At 60.5% G+C, this 15,979-nt stretch carries 13 protein-coding genes; 7 read left to right on the top strand and 6 right to left on the bottom strand.

Going from position 1 to position 15,979, the window contains the following annotated elements:
* Positions 1 to 42: 42 nt before the first annotated feature.
* Positions 43 to 1,434, top strand: coding sequence for a class II fumarate hydratase (fumC, locus tag EV561_RS20335; RefSeq protein ID WP_132524121.1), 1,392 nt, complete (start codon positions 43 to 45; stop codon positions 1,432 to 1,434).
* Positions 1,435 to 1,455: 21 nt separating this feature from the next.
* Here fumC and EV561_RS20330 read toward each other — a convergent pair whose 3' ends face one another.
* The gene (locus EV561_RS20330; RefSeq protein ID WP_132524120.1) at positions 1,456 to 1,710 is read right to left on the bottom strand and encodes a hypothetical protein; all 255 of its coding nucleotides are present in this window, start codon (positions 1,708 to 1,710) and stop codon (positions 1,456 to 1,458) included.
* A gap of 277 nt (positions 1,711 to 1,987) precedes the next feature.
* Here EV561_RS20330 and EV561_RS20325 point away from each other — a divergent pair, with 277 nt between their 5' ends.
* Together EV561_RS20325 and EV561_RS20320 are read left to right on the top strand one after the other, a co-directional pair.
* Positions 1,988 to 3,595: a fumarate hydratase gene (locus tag EV561_RS20325; RefSeq protein WP_132524119.1), complete on the top strand. Its 1,608-nt coding sequence runs from the start codon at positions 1,988 to 1,990 to the stop codon at positions 3,593 to 3,595.
* Between the two features lie 214 nt (positions 3,596 to 3,809).
* Positions 3,810 to 4,877 carry a GGDEF domain-containing protein gene (locus EV561_RS20320; RefSeq protein WP_132524118.1) on the top strand — a complete coding sequence of 356 codons (1,068 nt, stop codon included), beginning with the start codon at positions 3,810 to 3,812 and terminating at the stop codon, positions 4,875 to 4,877.
* Positions 4,878 to 4,887: 10 nt separating this feature from the next.
* On the opposite strand, the gene EV561_RS20315 is transcribed toward EV561_RS20320, so the two are convergent.
* A complete protein-coding gene (locus tag EV561_RS20315) occupies positions 4,888 to 6,081 on the bottom strand; it encodes a low temperature requirement protein A (protein WP_132524117.1) in 1,194 nt (397 codons plus the stop codon).
* A 35-nt stretch (positions 6,082 to 6,116) separates the two neighbouring features.
* Positions 6,117 to 6,491 carry a DUF971 domain-containing protein gene (locus tag EV561_RS20310; RefSeq protein WP_132524116.1) on the bottom strand — a complete coding sequence of 125 codons (375 nt, stop codon included), beginning with the start codon at positions 6,489 to 6,491 and terminating at the stop codon, positions 6,117 to 6,119.
* Positions 6,492 to 6,679: 188 nt separating this feature from the next.
* Between EV561_RS20310 and moaA the strand changes: the two genes are divergently transcribed.
* Entirely contained in the window at positions 6,680 to 7,729 is a 1,050-nt protein-coding gene (gene moaA / locus EV561_RS20305) for a GTP 3',8-cyclase MoaA (protein ID WP_132524115.1), read from the top strand.
* Positions 7,730 to 7,772: 43 nt separating this feature from the next.
* On the opposite strand, the gene EV561_RS20300 is transcribed toward moaA, so the two are convergent.
* Together EV561_RS20300 and EV561_RS20295 are read right to left on the bottom strand one after the other, a co-directional pair.
* On the bottom strand, positions 7,773 to 8,171 hold the full coding sequence (locus EV561_RS20300; protein WP_207910565.1) for a GNAT family N-acetyltransferase: 399 nt from the start codon (positions 8,169 to 8,171) through the stop codon (positions 7,773 to 7,775).
* 71 nt (positions 8,172 to 8,242) lie between these two features.
* Positions 8,243 to 10,792 carry a methyl-accepting chemotaxis protein gene (locus EV561_RS20295; RefSeq protein WP_132524113.1) on the bottom strand — a complete coding sequence of 850 codons (2,550 nt, stop codon included), beginning with the start codon at positions 10,790 to 10,792 and terminating at the stop codon, positions 8,243 to 8,245.
* A 321-nt stretch (positions 10,793 to 11,113) separates the two neighbouring features.
* Here EV561_RS20295 and EV561_RS20290 point away from each other — a divergent pair, with 321 nt between their 5' ends.
* The 3 genes from EV561_RS20290 to mobB are packed head-to-tail and all read left to right on the top strand — an operon-like array spanning position 11,114 to position 13,215.
* Positions 11,114 to 12,025 carry a DMT family transporter gene (locus tag EV561_RS20290; RefSeq protein WP_132524112.1) on the top strand — a complete coding sequence of 304 codons (912 nt, stop codon included), beginning with the start codon at positions 11,114 to 11,116 and terminating at the stop codon, positions 12,023 to 12,025.
* A gap of 9 nt (positions 12,026 to 12,034) precedes the next feature.
* Positions 12,035 to 12,676: a molybdenum cofactor guanylyltransferase MobA gene (gene mobA, locus EV561_RS20285; protein ID WP_132524111.1), complete on the top strand. Its 642-nt coding sequence runs from the start codon at positions 12,035 to 12,037 to the stop codon at positions 12,674 to 12,676.
* 14 nt (positions 12,677 to 12,690) lie between these two features.
* Positions 12,691 to 13,215 carry a molybdopterin-guanine dinucleotide biosynthesis protein B gene (gene mobB / locus EV561_RS20280; RefSeq protein ID WP_207910567.1) on the top strand — a complete coding sequence of 175 codons (525 nt, stop codon included), beginning with the start codon at positions 12,691 to 12,693 and terminating at the stop codon, positions 13,213 to 13,215.
* Between the two features lie 260 nt (positions 13,216 to 13,475).
* On the opposite strand, the gene EV561_RS20275 is transcribed toward mobB, so the two are convergent.
* A complete protein-coding gene (locus EV561_RS20275; protein ID WP_132524109.1) occupies positions 13,476 to 15,887 on the bottom strand; it encodes an OmpA family protein in 2,412 nt (803 codons plus the stop codon).
* Between the last annotated feature and the right edge of the window lie 92 nt (positions 15,888 to 15,979).

Genomic DNA, 15,979 nt, shown 5'->3' with positions numbered 1-15,979 from the left:
AACAGCGGATATGTTCCACTCGTTATTATGGAAGGTAAATCAGTGACTTCTACCCGCACGGAAACCGATACCTTTGGCCCCATCGAAGTGGCGAGCGATCGCTATTGGGGCGCCCAGGCGCAGCGCTCCCTCGGCAACTTCAAGATAGGTGGGGAAAAGCAGCCGCTATCGATCGTGCGCGCGCTCGGCATCGTCAAGCTGGCGGCAGCCCGCGCCAATATGGCGCTCGGCCAGCTCGATCCAGCTCTCGGCAAAGTGATCGTCGACGCATCGCAGGAAGTCATCGATGGCAAGCTTAACGATCATTTTCCCCTGGTCGTCTGGCAGACCGGCTCCGGCACGCAGTCGAACATGAATGCCAACGAAGTCATCTCCAACCGCGCGATCGAAATGCTCGGCGGCGTCATGGGATCCAAGAAGCCCGTGCATCCCAACGACCACGTCAACATGAGCCAGTCGTCGAACGACACCTATCCGACGGCAATGCATATCGCCTGCGCCGAACAGATCGTCCACCACCTGTTGCCCGGACTGCGGCATCTGCATGCAGCGCTTGAAAAGAAAGTCTCCGAGTTCAGCCATATCATCAAGATCGGCCGCACCCATACGCAGGACGCAACGCCGCTGACGCTCGGCCAGGAATTCTCCGGCTATGCCGCCCAGGTCGCCTCGGCCATCAAGCGCATCGAACTGACGCTGCCGGGGCTCAGCGAACTCGCCCAGGGCGGTACGGCCGTGGGTACCGGCCTGAATGCCCCGGTTGGCTTTGCCGAAAAGGTCGCGGAGGAAATCGCGGCTATCACCGGCCTACCCTTCGTGACCGCCCCGAACAAGTTCGAGGCGCTTGCCGCCCACGACTCCATGGTCTTCAGCCACGGAGCTATAAACGCCGCGGCCGCAGCACTCTTCAAGATCGCCAACGACATCCGACTGCTTGGCTCCGGCCCCCGCTCCGGTCTCGGCGAACTGGCGCTGCCGGAAAATGAACCCGGCTCCTCGATCATGCCGGGCAAGGTGAACCCCACTCAATGTGAAGCGCTGACCCAGGTCTGCATCCATATCTTCGGCAACAATGCCGCCCTGACCTTTGCCGATAGCCAGGGTCATTTCGAACTCAACGTCTACAATCCGATGATGGCCTATAATTTCCTGCAGTCGGTGCAGCTGCTCGGCGATGCCGCCGTCTCCTTCACCGACAATTGCGTGGTCGGCATCGAGGCCCGCGAGGACAATATCAAGGCCGGGCTGGAGCGTGCGCTGATGCTGGTAACGGCACTCGCGCCGAAGATCGGCTATGACAATGCCGCGAAGATCGCAAAGACTGCGCACAAGAACGGCACGACGCTGAAGGAAGAAGCCTTGGCAAGCGGCCTCGTCAGCGCCGAAGACTATGACGCGATCGTCCGGCCGGAAACGATGATCGGACCGAAATGAACAGCCGGTTCAAACGCCGCGTCAATGCGCGGCGTTGACGGACGACTGCGCGGCCGGGGCTGCAACCTGCCCCGCCGCGACATGGACCGGCGCCAGGTTGGCGGGCGTCAGGTCGGCGGCCGTCAGGACATCGGCGGGATTGACGCGCGCCAGGATGTCCTTGTGGAAGGCGTTCTTGAAATAGCCCGTCTGGACGCCGGCGACGATGCCGGCCAGAAGCAGGAGAACGACGACCGTAAACGGCGAGATGTGATGATGGTGGCGAGACGAAACCATGTCTCGAAGTCCTCTGAGAATTGCTATGCCCGTGGAAACGTTTGGGCGAATATCGATGTAATATCGGCGTCCTGATGTTTCGAGTTCGCTTTTAGCAACGAATCGTCGCGGATCCGTTGACGATCACGCCCAACGAAATCTTCACGCAATCCATCGCATTCTACCGATCGCCGCATTCCGGCGCGATGGGAGACATGCTGACGCAATTGCATTTCGCTTCTGTCGGATTTAGACCGTTTCCAAAGAATGATCCCTCCCTCCGCCTGAAAGGTTTTCCATGGCAGACGATCTCTTTCCGCTGGGCGATGACACCACGCCCTATCGCAAGATTTCGAGCGACTATGTCTCGGTCGATACATTCAAGGGGCAGGATATCCTGACCGTTGATCCCGAAGGCATTCGCCTGCTCGCCGAGACCGCCTTCGCCGACATCAACCATTTGCTGCGCCCCGGCCACCTGAAGCAATTGGCCTCCATCCTCGACGACCCGGAAGCCACCGATAACGACCGTTTCGTCGCCTACGACCTCCTGAAGAACGCGAATATCGCTGCGGGCGGCATTCTTCCCATGTGCCAGGACACCGGCACGGCGATCATCATGGGCAAGAAGGGCCGCCGCGTCTGGACCGAAGGCGGTGATACGGCTGCCCTCTCCAAGGGCGTGCTCGACGCCTATGAGAAGAAGAACCTGCGCTATTCCCAGCTCGCGCCGATCAAGATGTTCGAGGAGAAGAACACCAAGAACAACCTGCCGGCTCAGATCGATATCTACGAGGAAGGAACTGATAGTTATGACTTCCTCTTCGTCGCCAAGGGCGGCGGTTCGGCCAACAAGACCTTCCTCTATCAGGGCACGCCGTCGCTTCTGACCCATGACCGCATGCGGGATTTCCTCAAGGAAAAGATCCTGACGCTCGGTACGGCCGCCTGTCCTCCCTACCACCTCGCCATCGTCATCGGCGGCACCTCGGCCGAAATGAACCTGAAGACGGTCAAGCTCGCCTCGACGCGCTATCTCGACTGTCTTCCCACGGAAGGCTCCGAAAACGGGCACGCCTTCCGGGATATCGAAATGGAAAAGGAAATCCACAAGCTGACGCAGAGCCTCGGCGTCGGCGCCCAGTTCGGCGGCAAGTATTTCTGCCATGACGTTCGCGTTATCCGCCTGCCCCGCCACGGCGCCTCGCTGCCGATCGGCCTCGGCGTCTCCTGTTCCGCCGACCGCCAGGCCAAGGGCAAGATCACCCGCGACGGCATCTTCGTCGAACAGCTGGAAACCGATCCGTCGAAGTACATGCCCGAGATCGACGAAGACAAGCTTTCGGCCTCGACCGTCCGCATCGACCTCAACCGTCCGATGAGCGACGTTCTGGCGGAACTCTCGCAGCATCCCGTGAAGACCCGCCTGTCCCTGAACGGCACGATCATCGTTGCCCGCGACCTCGCCCACGCCAAGATCCGCGAGCGGCTGGAGAAGGGTGAAGGCATGCCGGACTACATGAAGAATCATCCGGTCTATTACGCCGGCCCCGCCAAGACGCCGACCGGCTACGCCTCCGGCTCCTTCGGCCCGACCACCGCCGGCCGCATGGACAGCTATGTCGACCAGTTCCAGTCTTTCGGCGGCTCGATGATCATGCTCGCTAAGGGCAACCGTTCCCGTGCCGTTCGTGAGGCCTGCAAGGCCCATGGCGGCTTCTATCTCGGCTCGATCGGCGGTCCGGCTGCGCGACTGGCACAGGATTGCATCAGAAAGGTCGAAGTTCTGGAATATCCGGAGCTTGGAATGGAAGCCGTGTGGAAGATCGAAGTCGAAGACTTCCCTGCGTTCATCGTCATCGACGACAAGGGCAACGACTTTTTCCAGGAGCTCAATCTGGGCTAATTTTTAACGATTTTGGTTTCAAAGGGGCGCCAAAGGGCGCCTCTTTAGTAAAGGCAGACTAAATTATTCAATTATTTCATTCGTATATTTCGCAACCGGCCGACGTAACGAGAATTCGTGTGTAATCTTTAGTAATTCGCGCCTTAATCTTTTCCAAAGAATTTTAAGCTAACAAAAAATAGTGCTTTCGAAAATCTGAATCAGGAGTTCGCCGATGAGTACGGTGATTGTGCCCAAGGCACAAGTTCCCGACGTGGCAGGACAGATTACCTTTGCCATGCGATCCATGGGCGTAGCCCCTATTCCGCGTAACTACGAACTCTTCTACGAAGCGTATATCGGCTCCAACCCCAATCTCACGCGCGACCTTGCGGCGCTTGGCAACAATGCCACGCAGGAAGAACTGGACGAACTCGGCGCGAAGTATTTTTCGCACAATACGAGCCAGGTCTATGACGATGCGCACACCAAGATGGTCAGCGAACTGGACGGCGTGCTGAGTGCCTTGAAGCAGGAGCAGAGTTCGCTCGAGACCTACAGCAAGCTCCTCGATGAAACCGTACGACGGATCAACTCGAAGAACAGTACGAATGTCGATCTGCTTCGCAATGTCATTAACATCCTGACCGAAGCGACCGGCGACACAATCTCGCACGGCGAGAAGACAGTCACGAACGTCGCACAGCGGTCGCAGGAGATGGATCAGGTCCGCAAGGAACTGGACGAATACAAGCGTATCGCAAACACGGACTCGCTGACGCGGCTTTCCAATCGCCGCGCCTTCGACGATCGCCTCGCGGCAATCTACAACAATCCCCTGTCGCTGCCGGTCACGGCGCTGGTGCTTGCCGACATCGACAATTTCAAGAAGATCAACGATACCTACGGGCATCCTGTCGGCGACAAGATCCTTGCAACAGTTGCATCCGTCATTCGCGCCAGCGTCCGTCGCGACGTCTTCGTCGCACGCACCGGCGGCGAAGAATTCGCGATCATCATCGAGGGCAATACCGCTGAAGAGGTCATCTCGACTTGCGAACGCATTCGGCGCACGCTGGAAGCAACGCCGTTCAAGAACTCCCGCACGCGGATCAACTACGGCCCCATCACCATTTCGCTTGGCGTGTGCATGGCGTCGTGGGCGGCCGATCCCGGCGAACTCTATACCAAGTCGGATATTGCGCTCTATTGCGCCAAGAATGCAGGCCGGAACACCGTCTTCGCCTATGAAGACGGCATGCAAAAGGACCTGACGAAAAGCTGGCTGATCTACAAGTCCTAAGCCGACATCGTCAGTGGCTAGAAGGTCGCACCTGGTGTGCGACCTTCGTCAATGAGGCATATTCCCATACCGCGACTGCCACCAGCACAAGGGTTGCCAGCATGCAGAGTTGGTAGACCTCGACGGCTGGAGCAACGACCAGAAGCAATAAAAGCGCGAGCAGTCCCGCCATATGCGACAGGGGCAAACGCCCGGTCGTCGTTCCCTTGAACCAGAGATTTCCCAACAGGAACAAGGCAGGTCCGCCAACGATCGCTGCTGATGTCGACATGTGCGCTGTCTCTTCGGCATGCAGGAACGCGAACTTGTTGCCGACAACGTTGACGATGATGCCGGCGAGTATCGGAATGTGAGCGTAGGTGAAGGCCTGCCGTCCCAGCCTGCCCGGCGTATCGTCATGCTCGATGCGATGCGCGGCGCGCTCGTGGCCGAACTGAAAATAGATCCACCACAGGGCGATGGTGCCGATGAAAACGGTGATGAAGACCACGACCACCATCGGCGTCAGCGGCAACTCCGCAAAGGTCTCGCCTGCTTCAAGAACGGCCTCGCCGAGACAGATGATGACGAACAGCGCGCATCGCTCGGCCAGATGGGCTCCAGACACGTTCCAGTCCGCCGCCGTCGAATATCCAAGCCCCGGCACTCGAAAGCCGGCAGCAGGAGCGATGTATTCTATCAACAACGCGACAAGCCAGAATGCCAGCCGCATTTCGCCTTCCGCGAATCCACCGGCGATCCAGAAGAGGCCCGAGAAGGCGACCCAGCTTGCAATGCGCTGAAAATTGCGCCGGTTCGGCGCATCGTCCTTCATCGCGTAGATCGTAAACAGCGAGCGCCCGACCTGCATGAACACGTAGGCGCAGGCAAAGAGAAGGCCCTTCTCCGCGAAGGCCTCGGGTATGGAAGCGGAAAGCACCAGCCCCGCCAGCATCAGAACGAAAAGCATGACGCGAACCGGCATCCGATCCGGATCGAGCCAGTTCGTGACCCACGCCGTGAAGATCCAGACCCACCAGACCGCAAAGATCAGCAGCGTCGTCTCAATCACGCCGGATGGCGAAAAATGCTCTGTCAGTCCATGGGAAAGCTGTGAAACCGAGAAGACAAAAACAAGGTCGAAAAACAGCTCGACGAAGGAAACCCTGCTCTCGTTCTTGCTGCCCTTGACGCGCAGCCAGCTGCGTCCCTTGCCTTCGCTCATCAATATCCCCTTGCCCGGATAATCGTATGGTCCGCTTAACGCGGCTTCTCCGTCACGTCACGGCTCATGCCTTTTTCTTCCAGCTCCTTTTCGTAAGCCGAGAATAGCTCCTCGCCTTTTTCGCCGAGTTCGCGCAAATACGTCCAGGTGAAGATGCCGGTATCATGCATGTCGTCAAAACCGATGCGCACAGCATAGTTGCCGGTCGGCGTCATGGCGATGATGGCCACGTTGCGCTTGCCGGGAACGGTGACCTTCTGACCCGGACCATGGCCCTGGACTTCCGCCGAAGGCGAAAGCACGCGCAAAAGCTCGGCGGAGAGCTTGAACCTGGCTCCGTCGTTGAAAGTCACGGTTAAGTGATGGCGGTCCTTCGAGACACGCAATTCGGTCGGCCAAACGTCGCTCATGGATATTCACCCCCTGCCATTCTCAGTTAGGGATAGGCCGCATGTCCTTGACAGGCAAGCCTCTTTCGATCGCGATCACTACCAGTGCAGCATATAGACGAGCAGCCATGCGGCTTGACATACACTTGAGTGTTTCCCTTGACCCCACAATCGCCTAAACACACATTAGTACCATTGCGGAGGTTCTGGTGAACAGCTTTGTAGGTCCGATAGACAACGCCCTGCCCGTTATGGCGGATGCGGGCCCGATGACCGATCCATTCGGCCGGGCGGTGACCTATCTCCGTGTCTCGGTGACCGATCGCTGCGACTTCCGCTGCACCTATTGCATGTCGGAACACATGACCTTCCTGCCGAAGAAGGACCTGCTGACGCTGGAAGAGCTGAATCGGCTCTGTTCCGCCTTTATCGCCAAGGGCGTCCGTAAGATCAGGCTGACCGGCGGTGAGCCCCTCGTGCGCAAGAACATCATGTTTCTCGTCCGCGAACTCGGCAAGCATCTGCAGACCGGTCGCCTGGACGAACTGACGCTCACGACCAACGGCTCGCAACTCGCGCGCCACGCCGAAGAGCTTTATGACTGCGGCGTCCGGCGCATCAATGTCTCGCTAGATACGCTCGATCCCGACAAGTTCCGGACGATCACCCGCTGGGGCGATTTCGACCGGGTGATGGAGGGCATCGAGGCAGCTCGCAGGGCCGGACTGAAGATCAAGCTCAACGCGGTTGCGCTCAAGGACTTCAACGAATCCGAAATACCCGATCTCCTGCGCTTCGCACACGACCGCGGCATGGACCTCACCGTCATCGAGACCATGCCGATGGGCGAGATCGACGAGGATCGCACCGACCAGTATCTTCCGCTATCGAAGCTTCGCGCCGACCTGGAACAGCAGTTCACGCTTGCCGACATTCCCTACCGCACCGGCGGCCCGGCGCGTTACGTCGAGGTCAAGGAAACCGGCGGCCGGCTGGGCTTCATCACGCCGCTCACCCATAATTTCTGCGAGAGCTGCAATCGCGTGCGGCTGACCTGCACCGGCACGCTCTATATGTGCCTTGGCCAGAACGATGCCGCCGATCTGCGCACGGCACTGCGTGCCTCTCCCGACGATGCCCTGCTCTGTTCCGCCATCGACGAAGCCATCACCCGCAAGCCCAAGGGCCACGATTTCATCATCGACCGCACCCACAACAGACCGGCCGTCGCCCGCCACATGAGCGTCACCGGCGGGTGATAAAGCGCGGCATTTGGATGGAGCATTCGGAGGCTTGGGGACTCTAATCCAGAAGGCAGAAGGACAGCCGAGTCAGTTCATCACGAGGGCCCCATCCTATCCGCTGCCAAAAGGACATGGCAACGTCATTGCCCTCAACTACGTCCAAGTGCACCCAACCAAGGTTCAGGGCGCGGAATCGCTCCAGACAGATATCGACTATTTTCGTAGCGATCCCAAGGCCCCGCGAGGCCGGCGAAACGGCCACATGCTGCAGGAAGCCTCGTCGTCCGTCATGGCTTCCCAGCGCGCATCCAACAAGCAACTCACCATCCAAAGCGACGATACTCAGGCCGGGATTGCGAACCAACAATCTCTCTATGCCTTCCCGAGTATCGGTGAGCGGGCGGATCGTGAAGCCTGAGACACGCCACAGATCGAGTACGGCATCATAATCGGACATATCCATGTTCCGATATCTGCAAGAGCCACCCGCGGGATGCATTATTCAAACCTCGGAAATTTTGTCTGCGCTCAAGCCGCGCGATAATCGTATCCGCGCTGCTGATAGCCGTCGAGATCGGCCAAGTCGCCGGTGCGGAAGCGCTCGATCTTGTCGGACAGCATGTCGACGCGCTGGCGCAGCCCGTGGATCTCGGCATTGTTCTCCTCGACCATTGCAGCGTTCTTCTGGGTGATCAGCTCGACTTCGTTGACGGCGTGGGTGACTTCGGCGATGCCGGTCGACTGCTCCGCGGTGGCCGACGAAATATCCGAAACCAGCTTCTGGACGCCGGTCACATGATGGATGATCTCTGCAAGAGCCGCACCAGTCTCCTCGACCAGGAGGACGCCGTTCTGCACCTGTGCCGAACTCGCGGAAATAAGCCCCTTGATCTCCTTGGCGGCATTGGCGCAACGCTGCGCCAGTTCGCGGACTTCCTGTGCGACGACAGCAAAGCCACGGCCGGCCTCACCCGCACGGGCGGCCTCGACACCGGCATTGAGCGCGAGCAGGTTCGTCTGGAAGGCGATCTCGTCGATGACGCCGATGATCGTCACGATCTTTTCGGAGGAGCGATTGATCTCGCTCATTGCGCCGACGGCCTTGGCGACAACCTCGCCGGACTGCGTTGCATAGGCCTGCGTCTGGTCGACGGAGACAGCCGTCTGCTTGGCACGGTCGGCAGTCTCGCGAACGACGCTGGTCAGATGCCGGAGCGCACGCGAGCTTTCTTCAAGAGCTGCAGCCTGCTGTTCAGTGCGGCGCGCCAGATCGTCGGCTGAGCTTGCCAGATTTCCGGTGCCGCCCTTGATCTCTTCCGCCGTGGAACGGACGTCTGAAAGCGTTTCGCGCAAAGCTTCGACCGCGTGATTGTAGGTAAAGGCCATCTCGACGAAATCCGCCGACAGGTCCTCGCGCATGCTCTCCTCGAGATTGCCATCGGCAAGTTTGCTGAGGACTTCGGAAAGCGCAGTCAGAGCCTGCTTCTGCTCTGCTTCGATGCGTGCACGTTCCGTTGCGCGTCGCGCGTTTTCTTCTGCAGAGAGCGCTCGGGCCGCTTCCGCCTCGCGCTCCAGGCGGACGTTTTCGCGCGCCGCATCCCGGAAGACCGTAACCGAGCGAACCATATCGCCGATTTCGTCGCCGCGATTGCGGCCGTCGATATCGACTTCGAGGTCGCCATTGGCAAGCCGCGTCATGATGCCGGTGACGCGCTTCAGCGGTCCACGCAACGTTTCGACAAGCATCAGGCCACCGACGATCGCAAGCAACGTGCCGAGGATCATCGCAAAGACCGAAACCTGTGCGGATTGCTCGCTGTCTTCCTTGCCGATTTCCTGCGCCTGGCTGACGAAGGTCCGCAGGGACGACATGGCATCGGCAAGAATGCCGACGGACTCGATGCGCGTCTTCTTCCAGTCCGCCGCTGCCTGCAACATGTCGGCCGAGCTTTTCGATAGGCTGTCGACCTGGGGAGCAGCATGCGGCGCAAAATCTCGCATCGTGCTGTTCGTCTGCCCGAGCTTGGAAATGGTGGCCCCGGCATCAGTCAGGTCCTTCAGATCTGCCAGCACCAGGTCTCGCGACGCGCTGTCGCGCACGGCGACCATGCGGGTGACATGCAGCTGCAGCCGATCGATGATGAGCTGTGCGGAACTGACCTGGCCCAGAAGTTCCTTCTGACCATTGATGATCTTGTCCAGGCTGACGAAACGCTCGGCAGCCGTATCGCTGTTCTTCGCCGCCTGCAGCGTCATGTCGCCTTCGATCTTGACGAAACTCTGCAGGATGGGACCGATGGCCTCGACCTTCTGGTCGGCCGTAACATTGCTCTTCAGGACAGCATCGAACTTGCCGACCGCATCTGCGACCTGAGCGACCAGCGGCGCGCCGCGCTTGGACACCAACGCCTGGGATACGGAAAGCTGCTTGATGATAGCGTCGAGATAGGTGCGCGCATCGGAAATCTCTTCATCCGAATCCGTCGCCATCTGCAACTGCACGCGCATGTTGCCCATCTTGTCGACGAGAGCCTTGTAGGCAGCGGAATCGTAGAGCAGTTCCTTGGCGAAGGTTTCCTTGTCACTGAAATCCTTCTCGATGATGTTCGTCTGCTTGACCGCAGCCTGGCCGTTTGCCTGGATATTCTCCAGCGCCTTCTCGACGGCATCGGCGCCGGCGTCCTGCTTCTGCTTCAGCGTCCAGAGCGTCGCTGCCTGGCTGCGCATCTGCCCGGCAAGCGCGCTGACGGCTGCAATCTTCGCGCGCTGGTCGTCGGCAGCAAGCAGGCCGTTCAGCCTTTGAACACCCGCATCCTGTGCGTCGATCTTCTCCGAAAGCGCCTTGCGCGTGTCATCCGAAGGCGCTGCCGTGAATTCCTGGAGTGCTGCCTGCAGATTCTCGAAATCACTGATATTCTCGATCGTCGCCCGGGTGACGGTCATGTGGCCGTTGAGGACATTGGCGGTGTGGTAGCCTAGAAGGCCGACACCGGCGATCAGCACGACCAAAGGGACGACGAAGATAAGGACCTTGGTGACGATCCGTCGGCTCTGCAAAAGACGATCAATGAAAAACATGTGGCGCCCCGGTAACTGGTCTATTGCTGACCGGGGCTACGGGATTGCATCCCCGCTGCGCTGCGATCGGTGTTTTCGCCTCATGCAAAACTGACCCAACCCTCTGAAAAGAAGATTGAATAAGAATTAATCGCATACCTGAAACCTTGCATTGCAGGCCCTCTGAGACTGTTTGCGACTTCGATGCGACTGATTGCGCCTTGGGGCTCCCAAATTCGCTGCAACGCACAAACGATTTTCCTCGATTGCGGCTGCAACCGCGATTCCATTTCGTCGCAATCCGGCGTAGATGGGGTTCAAGGGTCTAGGGAATCTCTCATCATGCAGCAGAGCAAGAACACGCAGGGCGCCATCTATATGGCATCCGCCATGGCGGCCTTTTCCTGCAGTGATGCGCTCTCGAAATCGGTGATCTCGGTCATGAATGCCGGAGAGATCATGTTCCTGCGCGGCCTGTTCACGACGGTACTGGTCTATCTGCTTGCTCGGCGCATGGGCGCGCTACGCTCCTGGCGCACCGTGCTGCAACCCATGATCCTCTTGCGCGTCATCTGCGAAGCCCTCGCCGCGGTCACCTATATCACTGCTCTCGGCATGATGCCGATCGCCAATGCCTCGGCCATCCTGCAGGCGATACCGCTTGCCGTGACCTTCGGCGCGGCGATCTTCCTGAAGGAGCCGGTCGGCTGGCGGCGGTGGTCGGCGATTGTTGTCGGCTTCATCGGCGTGCTGATCATCATCCGCCCCGGACCGGAAGGCTTTACGCCTGCGGCCCTTCTCGTGGTCGCCAGCATGTTCATAACCGCCGCGCGCGATCTTGCGACTCGCTGCGTCAGCAAGGACGTGCCGTCGCTAACGGTGACGGTATGCACTGCTGTCTCGATCACCATCTTCGGCCTCCTGCTGATCATTCCATGCGGCGGCTGGCGGCCCATCACCGTGACGCCGCTGACCCACATCATGCTTGCTGCCGTGATGGTGCTGATCGGCTACCAGACAGCCATCCTCGCCATGCGAACGGGCGAGATTTCGGTTGTGGCCCCCTTGCGTTATCTGAGCCTGATCTTCTCTGCCCTGCTCGGCCTTGTCTTCTTCGGCGAAACACCGGATATCTGGACCGGGGTTGGTTCGACTGTCGTGATCGCCTCCGGCCTCTATACGTTCTACCGCGAAAGCAAGAGGCAGCTTGCACAGAAGGTCGCGCAGGAATCCGAGCCGCGCGTTCCTGCCTAAGAGGATCGCATGGCCCGGTTCAAACTCGATGCCGCCTCCATCCCTGTCATTATACTGGCGGGTGGGCTATCCAGCCGCATGGGCAGGAACAAGGCCCTCGTGGAAATCGGCGGCGTGACGATGCTCACTCGGATCGCTCATCGGATTGCCGAGCAGACGACCGCAGTCTCGCTCAATGCGGACCCGGAACGGCCTAAGACCAACGACCTGCGCCTCGTCCCCGATACGATCGAAGGCAAGGCCGGCCCCCTGGCCGGCATCCTTGCCGCCATGCGCGACGCTGCCGCCACCCACCCGATGGCGACCCATGTGGCAACCGTGCCCATTGACTGTCCCTTCTTCCCGAGGGACCTGCTGGCGCGTCTGGCCGAGGTTCTTGGAGGACCCGACGAGATGGCAATACCCGCCTCCGGCGGCCAGGACCATCCGGTATTCGGCTTATGGCCGGTATCGGCAGCCAACGATCTCGAAGCCTGGCTGACCCATACCGACCAGCACCGGCGAGTACGCGACTTCCTGCGGCCGTATACCGTTACCGAAGTCAATTTCCCCCTGATCGAGACATCGGCCGGCCCATTTGATCCATTCTTCAATGTGAATAGGCCGGAGGATATAATCGCGGCCGAAAAATGGCTCGGGGTGATCGGCTGATGACAACGACCCGCATTTTCGGCCCCCGGATTTTTGGCATTGCCGGCTGGAAGAATTCAGGCAAGACCGGCCTGATGGTCCGGCTCGTCACCGAGTTCACGCGCCGCGGATATCGCATCTCGACGATAAAGCACGCTCACCATGATTTCGACATCGACAAGCCAGGCGCCGACAGCTACCGCCACCGCGAAGCCGGCGCCCATGAAGTGACCATCGTTTCAGGCACGCGCTACGCCATCATGCACGAGTTGCGCGGCGCGCCCGAGCCGGCCTTCGACGAGATCGTGTCGCGGCTTGCTCCCTGCGACCTCATCCTGATCGAGGGCTACAAGAGCGAGCCCATTCCCAAGATCGAGGCCCGCCGGCTGGAGGCCATGAAGCATGAGCCCCTGGCACCCACCGATCCGCATATCGTTGCGATCGCAGCGGATCATCCCGTCGAGAATAGCGCCCTGCCCGTTTTCAACCTGGACGACACGACCGCAATCGTCGACTTCATCGCGACAACCGTCGGGCTTGGAGAGCCGTTGAGGCCCTGAGGCGGTTGCCACATCAGCCGCAAGGCGCATCTATACATCCGCTCGTCATTCCTGTGCTTGTCACAGGAATCCAGCGGCGGTGCGTCCGCACCGCAGAAGACTCTCCTGCGCCCAAGGACTTGGTCGCGCTGGATCCCTGTGACAAGCACAGGGACGAGGGAATTTGGAGCGGCTGTTATAGCCCATGAACACCAATGCTGGACATTACAAAGCCGCCGGTTGCCCGGCGGCTTCTTTCATCAATCCCATCAGCTCAACAACTACCGTTGCGCGACCGGACGCACCAGCGCGGTCACGCGCCGGATGGTGACGCGGCGGTTTTCCTGTTCCGGTCCTGACGTGTTGACCTTGAGGTACTGCTCACCATAGCCCTGGGTCGCAAGGTTCTCCGGCGGAATGCCGTAGACATCGGTGAGCACGTTGGCGACCGATTCAGCGCGCTGGTCCGAAAGGATCAGGTTGCTCTGGTCGGAGCCCACCGCATCCGTATGACCTTCGATCAGGAAGGATTCCGTCGGATCCTTCTTGACGATCTGGTTGATCGCATCGGCGATGCCGCGGAGCGTCTTGGCCTGCGCCATCGGGATATCGGCACTGCCGGTCGCAAAGGTGATCGTATCAAGGTCGATACGGCGCACCTTGTCGCGAATACGGGCCGAATAGCGCACCTCGTTCAGCGAATAGACCCGTTCCACCTGTTCGACCGGCGGCTCGCGCAGGAAGTCGTAATAGTCCTGATCCTGGTCGCTGCTCGTGTCGATGATGTACTGGTTGACCGGGATGCGCAGCCGCATGGGCGGCAGATCCTCGCCCGGGTCACGGAAGTAGCTGTCATTATCCGGTTGATCCTCCAGCTCCGGCGAATAGAACAGGACATATTCCCGGCCCCGCGCATCGATGCGCGAACGCTGGATTATATCGCCGTAACGGTTCCGCACAGTCACCACCCGATCGCCATCAGGACGGTCGATCGTCTCGCGGTAGCGGTCACGCGACAGCTGTTCGTATGTCGGACGTTCTCCATCACGTATGAAGCGCTGCGTATCGTCGTGACGGACGAAGACATTGTTGTCGACGTTGAGGATCACGCGGTTGTCCTGGCTGTCCTCGACCTGCGCACCATCCGGCCGGGCGAAATCCGGACGACCGTTCATCCGCTGCCCGCGTTCGCTGGTCACAGCCTCGATTCGCACTGGCTGACGTTGCTGGCCGCCATTGGCGCGCTGGGCGTCAGCATCCGAGGTCGGAGCCCTGACATTTGCGGGTGCTGCCTGCTGTACTGCGGCCTGGCCCTGCCCCTGAACGGCCGGCGCCTGTCCGGCCTGTCCCTGGCCCTGAGCTTGGCCCTGAACCTGGCCTTGACCCTGGCCGAACTGACCGCGGTGTCCATGGCCACCGCGACGTGCGGCATCCTTGTCGCTGTCGAGAACGGCGGCACCATTCTGCACCGGCAGGATGACAGGACCGGTAGCCTGGGCCGGATTTTCGGCGATCTTCTTGCGGCGCTCCAACTCCTGCGGGGAAACCGGCGCGCTTTGCGGCACAGCCCCCTCGGCCTGCTGGCCACCCTGCGCCTGCGGTACTGCTCCATTTGCGGGAGCTGCCGGCTGCTGGGCCTGGGCGGCGGGCTTGGCGGTGCCGTTGGCCGGAGCGGCAGCTTCACCTGCGGGCTGCTGCGCAGTGGGCTGGGCCGGCTTGCCGGTACCGTTTGCAGGGGCGGCGGCCTCGCCGGCAGGCTGCTGCGCAGGCTTTGCCTCGGGCTGTGCCTGCTTGACGCCGGGCTTGGCTTCCGGCTGCTGACCTCCGGCCTGCGTCTTCGGCACGGGCGGCTTGGCTTCGCCGGTCGCGGCCGGCTGCTGTGCCTGGGCTGCAGGCTGCTTGGCAGGCTCGTTGCTACCCTCGGCCTTCGCGGCCGGCGCCTTGGCCGGCGCTTCCTGTTGCGCTGGCTTCAGCGGTTCCGCCGGCTGAGCCCCCGGCTCTGCCTGTTCGGTTTGCTGCTTCTGGTGCTTCTTATGCTGCTGCTGGTCCTGCTGAGCTTGAGCCGGCTGCTGCGGCTCGGTCGGCTGCGCCTGGGCAGGCTGCTGCTCCTGCTGGACTGCAGGCTGCGTTGCCTTCCTGGCGGGAGCCTCGGGCTGCGGTGCGGCCTGTGGCTGCTGCTCGGCATTCTGCTTGTGCTTCTTGAGCTCCGGCTGCGCTTCTTGCTGGGCGGGCGCGGCTGGAGCTGGCTGGGCCTCGGGCTGCTGGGCCTGCTGCTTGTGCTTGGGCGCCTCGGGCTGTGCCTCCGGCTGGGCGGCCTGCGCCGGCTTCGGCTTTTCTTCCTGCTGCTGCGGCTTCATCGCCTCGGCAGGCTTCGGTTCGGCGGCGGGCTTTTGCTGCGCTGCGGGCTTCTGCTCTTCCGCAGGAGCATGCTTCTGACCTTCCTGCTGCGGCTGGCCGCCTTCCTGCCCCTGCTCGCCGTGCTTCTTGCGCTTACGGGGATCCTGATCGTCCTGCGGCTGCGCGTCAGGCTGCTGCTGTGCAACCTCGAAACTTGCTCCGGCGACATCGGCAGACTTCGCGACAACTCCGGACTGCACTCCGGTTGGTGTCGCTGCATGGACGGGTTGGAGCATGAGGGATAGCGACAACAGGGGAAAGGCAGCGCTGGCGAACAATCTGGATCGTGTACCCATTTGGGGTTTCCTCTTTGTGTTCTAGTTCGTCAAATTCACGGACTCGCGCCCGCCGATGCTCTTATTCGAACCGTTTCAGGCCGTTTTTGGAG

Source organism: Rhizobium sp. BK376 (assembly GCF_004341625.1).
Lineage (GTDB): Bacteria > Pseudomonadota > Alphaproteobacteria > Rhizobiales > Rhizobiaceae > Rhizobium.
This window is presented reverse-complemented; position numbering and strand designations above follow the sequence as displayed.

Excerpts from the sequence above, each read along its gene's own strand:
- EV561_RS20330 (WP_132524120.1), bottom strand. The coding sequence starts at position 1,710 with ATGGTTTCGTCTCGCCACCATCATCACATCTCGCCGTTTACGGTCGTC.
- EV561_RS20325 (WP_132524119.1), top strand. The coding sequence starts at position 1,988 with ATGGCAGACGATCTCTTTCCGCTGGGCGATGACACCACGCCCTATCGC.
- EV561_RS20320 (WP_132524118.1), top strand. The coding sequence starts at position 3,810 with ATGAGTACGGTGATTGTGCCCAAGGCACAAGTTCCCGACGTGGCAGGA.
- EV561_RS20315 (WP_132524117.1), bottom strand. The coding sequence starts at position 6,081 with ATGAGCGAAGGCAAGGGACGCAGCTGGCTGCGCGTCAAGGGCAGCAAG.
- EV561_RS20310 (WP_132524116.1), bottom strand. The coding sequence starts at position 6,491 with ATGAGCGACGTTTGGCCGACCGAATTGCGTGTCTCGAAGGACCGCCAT.
- EV561_RS20300 (WP_207910565.1), bottom strand. The coding sequence starts at position 8,171 with ATGTCCGATTATGATGCCGTACTCGATCTGTGGCGTGTCTCAGGCTTC.
- EV561_RS20295 (WP_132524113.1), bottom strand. The coding sequence starts at position 10,792 with ATGTTTTTCATTGATCGTCTTTTGCAGAGCCGACGGATCGTCACCAAG.
- EV561_RS20290 (WP_132524112.1), top strand. The coding sequence starts at position 11,114 with ATGCAGCAGAGCAAGAACACGCAGGGCGCCATCTATATGGCATCCGCC.
- mobA (WP_132524111.1), top strand. The coding sequence starts at position 12,035 with ATGGCCCGGTTCAAACTCGATGCCGCCTCCATCCCTGTCATTATACTG.
- EV561_RS20275 (WP_132524109.1), bottom strand. The coding sequence starts at position 15,887 with ATGGGTACACGATCCAGATTGTTCGCCAGCGCTGCCTTTCCCCTGTTG.